This window comes from Nostoc cf. edaphicum LEGE 07299 (assembly GCF_015207245.1).
In the GTDB taxonomy this organism is placed as follows: Bacteria; Cyanobacteriota; Cyanobacteriia; order Cyanobacteriales; family Nostocaceae; genus Nostoc; species Nostoc edaphicum_B.
Window position 1 is genome coordinate 1 of sequence record NZ_JADEXF010000625.1, and the last position, 3,683, is coordinate 3,683.

Sequence of the window (3,683 nt, forward strand, 5' to 3'; positions counted from 1 at the left end):
TGAAAAAGTTATATATGTTTCACCTAGTCATTGTACACTTAGAAATATTTGAGGAAAGATAGATACAGCAAAACATACAGCCGCTGCTTACCCTTCATCAGATAGGATTAGCCTTGGTTATGAATGTCGTTTTGTAAATGTGATAAAGAAATTATAAAGCATAAGTGCCAGCTCAAGGAATCTGTAAACTTTAATTGCTCAGATACCCAGATAACTTTTTGTTAAGTTTTTTAAAACTTTCTTATCATAAACTATTATAGTAATTTATATTGCCAGGAACGCCAAGCTTTCCTATGCTTAATTTGGAAGTGTTTTCTTAGCTATAAGATCAGGCTCTCCCCGTCAAAAAATTCAAACGACAGTACAGATTGCATTAATTTTGTAGGAGTTCTGCGATGCCAATTGCAGTTGGAATGATTGAAACGAAGGGCTTTCCAGCAGTGGTGGAAGCTGCTGATGCGATGGTGAAAGCCGCCCGTGTCACCTTAGTAGGGTATGAAAAAATTGGTAGCGCTCGCGTCACCGTGATAGTTCGGGGAGATGTATCGGAAGTGCAAGCTTCTGTAGCAGCTGGGGTTGAAGCGGCAAAAAGAGTCTTTGGTGGTGAAGTGTTATCCACTCATATCATTGCTCGTCCTCACGAAAACCTGGAATACGTCTTGCCGATACGTTACACAGAAGCGGTGGAACAATTCCGTACTTAAAAGCTGTTTAAACAAAGTAATTAACGCTCTTTTCAGGCAAAGAGCATCACTTTTGTCCAAGGCTAAAAACTTTGAAATAGGGATTAAAACTAATGTCAATTGCAGTGGGAATGGTTGAAACGCTAGGCTTTCCAGCAGTGGTGGAAGCCGCTGATGCGATGGTGAAAGCGGCTCGTGTCACTTTAGTAGGTTATGAAAAAATCGGTAGTGGTCGGGTGACGGTAATTGTTCGGGGTGACGTTTCAGAAGTGCAAGCTTCTGTGGCCGCAGGAGTTGAATCTGTAAAGCGAGTTAATGGTGGACAAGTGCTGTCTACTCATATCATTGCTCGTCCTCACGAAAACTTGGAATACGTCCTCCCAATTCGTTATACCGAAGACGTAGAGCAGTTCCGGGAAAATGTGAACGCAATTCGTCCTTTTGGTAGAAGACCGTAATTTGTAATGCAAATTGCCAAAGTTCGCGGCACAGTAGTTAGCACCCAAAAAGATCCAACTCTTAGAGGTGTGAAACTACTATTGTTACAATTAGTAGATGAAAACGGCAATATCCTACCAGAGTATGAAGTAGCAGCAGATATTGTGGGAGCAGGAGTAGATGAGTGGGTACTCATCACTCGTGGTAGTGCCGCTCGTCAAGTTGTTGGCAATGAACAGCGTCCATTGGATGCAGCAGTGGTGGCGATCATAGATACTATTTACGTTGAAGATCGCCTCATTTACAGCAAAAAAGATCAATATCGATAGTCATTGGTCATTTAGTCATTAGTCATTAGTCATTAGTTCTCGACAAATGACAAAGGACAAATGACAAATGACAACTGACAAATGACAATACAGGAGGAATCTCGCGATGGCAGTCCGCAGCACGGCGGCACCCCCAACCCCGTGGTCAAGGAATTTAGCTGAACCCAAAATCGATGAAACTGCTTTTGTACATTCATTCTCCAATCTGATTGGGGATGTACGAATAGGTGCAAATGTAATCGTTGCTCCGGGGACTACGATTAGAGCGGATGAAGGCACACCTTTTTATCTGGGTGAAAACACCAATATTCAAGATGGTGTTGTCATTCATGGGTTGGAGCAAGGCCGAGTAATTGGCGATGACCAAAATAAATACTCAGTATGGATTGGTAAAAATGCTTGCATTACCCACATGGCTCTAATTCACGGGCCAGCTTATGTAGGTGATAATTCCTTCATTGGCTTTCGCTCTACGGTGTTTAATGCCAGGGTGGGTGCAGGTTGCATCGTAATGATGCACGCTTTGATTCAAGACGTAGAGATTCCCTCTGGTAAGTATGTACCTTCGGGAGCGATAATTACCAGCCAGCAGCAAGCCGATCGCTTGCCAGATGTGCAAGATCAGGATAAAGAATTTGCTCATCATGTGGTTGGAATTAATCAGGCATTACGAGCTGGTTATCTCTGTGCTGCGGATACTAAATGTATAGCACCCATCAGGGATGAGAACGCTAAACCTTATACAGGTAATGGTATTACTGTTTTAGAGTTGGAAAGGAGTAGTGAAGTGTCGAGCAATAGCTTGGGTGCAGAAACAATAGATCAGTTACGGTATCTATTGGGGCAAGGGTATAAAATTGGTACGGAGCACGTAGACCAAAGACGTTTCCGTACGGGTTCTTGGACTAGTTGTCAACCAATCGAACCGCGATCGCTTGGTGAAGCGATCGCAGCATTAGAAAGCTGTCTAAATGACCATAGCGGCGAGTATGTCCGATTGTTTGGGATTGACAAAGATAGACGACGTGTGCTAGAAAGCGTCATCCAACGTCCCGATGATGATGCAAAACCAGCTAGCAGCTTTAAAGCGCCGACTGGTCGTAGCAATAGCAGTTACAGCAGTAGTAATGGTAACGGTAACGGTAACGGTTCTAGCAGTGGCAAGGTCAGTGGCGAAACTCTAGAGCAAATCCGCCAACTCTTGGCAGGTGGTTACAAAATTGGCATGGAACACGTAGATGAGCGTCGTTTCCGTACTGGTTCCTGGACTAGTTGTAAGCCAATTGATGCAACTTCCACAAATCAAGTTATCTCCGCTTTGGAAGAATGCATAGCAAGCCATCAAGGTGAGTATGTACGTTTAATCGGTATTGACACTAAAGCCAAACGGCGGGTATTAGAGACTATTATCCAACGTCCAAATGGTCAAGTAGCTTCCTCTGGTGGTCAGAAATCATTCACTACTAGTGCAGCACCCTCTGGAACGGGAACAGCTAGCAGTAACCGCTTGAGTAGTGAAGTAATAGACCAACTCCGGCATTTATTGGCTGGCGGATCGAAAATTAGCCTTGAACACGTAGATGAGCGTCGCTTCCGTACAGGTTCCTGGACTAGTACCGGTCAAATTCAAGCCTCCTCAGAAAGAGAAGCGATCGCAGCCGTAGAAGGACAACTCGGCGAATATCCAGGGGAATATGTACGCTTAATTGGTATTGACCCTAAAGCTAAACGGCGGGTATTAGAGACCATTATCCAACGTCCAAATGGTCAAGCAGCCTCCTCTGGCAGTCAGAAATCATTTACTACTAGTGCAGCACCCTCTGCTACAGCAACAGCAACAGCTACTGCTACCCGCTTGAGTAGTGAAGTAGTAGGCCAACTCCGGCAATTATTGGCTAGCGGTTCAAAAATTAGCATTGAACACGTAGATCAACGGCGATTCCGTACAGGTTCCTGGACTAGTATCGGTCAAATTCAAGCCTCCTCAGAAAGAGAAGCGATCGCCGCCGTAGAAAAACAACTCGGCGAATACCAAGGGGAATATGTGCGCTTAATTGGTGTTGACCCCAAAGCCAAGCGTCGCGTATTAGAAACGATTATTCAACGACCGTAGTAGTGCTGAGTTAAAAGTGCTGAGTGCTGAGTTAGCACTTTAAAGACACTAGTCACACCAACTGTAAACTCAGATTTTAGAAGATACTAATTACTCAGCACTCAGCACTCAGAACTCAGC

Annotated in this window: 3 protein-coding genes and 2 pseudogenes; all 5 read left to right on the forward strand. The window is 44.4% G+C overall.

Going from position 1 to position 3,683, the window contains the following annotated elements:
* Positions 1-395 precede the first annotated feature (395 nt).
* Positions 396-704 (forward strand): carbon dioxide-concentrating mechanism protein CcmK, encoded by a 309-nt coding sequence (locus IQ229_RS17960; RefSeq protein ID WP_012410633.1) that lies wholly within the window; start codon positions 396-398, stop codon positions 702-704.
* 92 nt (positions 705-796) lie between these two features.
* Positions 797-1,141, forward strand: coding sequence for a carbon dioxide-concentrating mechanism protein CcmK (locus IQ229_RS17965; protein ID WP_010995041.1), 345 nt, complete (start codon positions 797-799; stop codon positions 1,139-1,141).
* Between the two features lie 6 nt (positions 1,142-1,147).
* Entirely contained in the window at positions 1,148-1,450 is a 303-nt protein-coding gene (locus IQ229_RS17970) for a EutN/CcmL family microcompartment protein (protein ID WP_094327600.1), read from the forward strand.
* A gap of 106 nt (positions 1,451-1,556) precedes the next feature.
* Positions 1,557-3,212, forward strand: a pseudogene (locus IQ229_RS17975) (ribulose bisphosphate carboxylase small subunit); the annotation flags it as partial.
* A gap of 105 nt (positions 3,213-3,317) precedes the next feature.
* Positions 3,318-3,563, forward strand: a pseudogene (locus IQ229_RS24895) (ribulose bisphosphate carboxylase small subunit); the annotation flags it as partial.
* Positions 3,564-3,683 lie beyond the last annotated feature (120 nt).

Bases quoted from the DNA above. Each gene is read 5' to 3' on its own strand.
- IQ229_RS17970 (WP_094327600.1), top strand. From the start codon at position 1,148: ATGCAAATTGCCAAAGTTCGCGGCACAGTAGTTAGCACCCAAAAAGAT.
- IQ229_RS17965 (WP_010995041.1), top strand. From the start codon at position 797: ATGTCAATTGCAGTGGGAATGGTTGAAACGCTAGGCTTTCCAGCAGTG.
- IQ229_RS17960 (WP_012410633.1), top strand. From the start codon at position 396: ATGCCAATTGCAGTTGGAATGATTGAAACGAAGGGCTTTCCAGCAGTG.